This window comes from Corynebacterium neomassiliense, assembly GCF_900626215.1.
Taxonomy (GTDB): domain Bacteria; phylum Actinomycetota; class Actinomycetes; order Mycobacteriales; family Mycobacteriaceae; genus Corynebacterium; species Corynebacterium neomassiliense.
On sequence record NZ_LR131120.1, the window covers coordinates 1 to 1,786 of the forward strand.

The following is a 1,786-nucleotide window of genomic DNA, read 5'->3' on the forward strand; positions in this document are numbered from 1 at the left end:
GCGGTGAACATCGCCTCGATGACATCGGCGGGGGAGGGGGCGCGCCGGGAAGAGGGGGTCTGTCCGGAGCCCGGCCCGGTGACGGCGTCCCGCCCCCGATCCGTGGCGCCGCTCTCTGTACCGTTCCCGTCGTTTCCGGTGCGGGCTTCTGCCGCTGTTCCCGCTGTTCCCGCTGTTCCTGCTGTTCCCGCGGTGCCCCGGTCGGAGGTCTGCCCGGCCGGAGACGGAGTTCTGGTGCGTCCCTTCCTCAGTCCCGGGATGACCGAGGTTCCGCTGAGATCCTCGACGGGTTCGGCGTCCCCGATGGGCTTGTAGCGGGCCCTGCTCTCCGGGGGAACGTTCTGCGGGGGAACGTCGTGACCGGCCTGCCCGGGCAGGTTGTCCGGTGTCTGGTCCACCCCGAGGTCTACCGTCACGTCGACGACAGTGGTTTCCACCCTGTGCTCCACCGTGTGCCCGGCACCTGCAGACCCTGCCGTGTCTGTGGCGCCGACAGTATCGCCGGTGTCTGTGGTGGTTCCGCGGGTCTCGTGCCCGGGAGAGCACGGTGTCGCCGGGGGCAGGGGCCCCTCGAGGACCTGCAGGCGCATGCAGTCCCGGAAGTCCTCGCGGGGGTCGAGGATCGTCGTCGAGTCGCAGGCAAAGCGGAGGTTGGAGGACATGGAGTCCCATCCGAAGCCGTAGAGGTGCACGCGGACGCCGGCGTCGACCGCCTCCTCGACACCGGGGATCATGTCGGCGTCACCGGACACGAGAATGATGTCGCTGCACATTCCGGTCAGCGCCGCCTTGACCATGTCGGCGACCAGACGGGTGTCCACCGCCTTCTGGGTCCGCCGGTCGCCCCATTCGATGAGCTGACCAGCCCGCAGCTGGACTCCCGGTTCAGATCTCAGGGCACGTTGGTACCGGTGCGGGCCGGAGTCCGGGATACCGTCGTACCAGTTCTGCCGGTGCACGGGTTGGTCGAGCTGGTTGACCGCCATGCGTTGGATCTCTCTCACCACCTCCGGCAGGTCGATCTCCAACTGCGATCTCGCCCCGGTCTCCCACGAGTTGTAGAAGCTGGCGAGCAGGTAGGAGGTGTCGACGAAGACGAGGGTGCGCTCAAGCATGATGACCGTTCCTTGATAACTGTTATTGGAGTATGTTCACGGTCCAGTGTGCACCAAGGGCCACGGGAGATGCGCACGGCAGCGGCCGCGACGATGGGCCGAGAGCATGCGGGGAAACGGTGGAGGAGCGGTCCTGCGTGCGGAGAAGCGGGCGTGAACAGGGACTTCCCGGACGGGCCTGTGAGGCACGTGGTGTTCGGCGACTGTGGAACGGGGAGGGTCGGGACGACGGGGAGGACGCCGGGGCCGGTGCGCCGGCCCGGATGGAACACCGGCAGGCAGAAGCGTCGGGAGCAGGAGGGAACACCGTTGCGTTCCCGGCGGCGCACGGGGTACCCTCGTTCGGGTCAGCGTGCCGTCCGTTACGGTCGGCGGCCCTCTCCCGAGGGTGGTCACCGCAGCTGAGGAGCGGCACGGTGTGCGCAGTACGAAACGTCGGGAAACAGAGCGTTTACCGGGCGGACATCCATGGTTTGCCTCTGAGGTGCCGGGTGTTGTACAGTATCGCTCACAGCCACTTCGTGCCTCACCTGCTCAAGGGTGAGTGGTTCGTGGTGTGCGGTTGTTGTTTGAGAACTCAATAGTGTGATGAACCAAGTTTTTACAAGTCGCAGATGATGCAGACGGTTCGGATGGTCCCGGCAAGTGGGTGACTGCTTGTTAAATATGGA

At 66.1% G+C, this 1,786-nt stretch carries 1 protein-coding gene; it reads right to left on the reverse strand.

From position 1 onward, the window contains the following. Nucleotides 1-1,115 (reverse strand): NYN domain-containing protein (locus tag E0E18_RS14285; protein WP_237559851.1); only part of this gene is annotated, 1,115 nt, incomplete at its 3' end. Nucleotides 1,116-1,786: the final 671 nt, after the last annotated feature.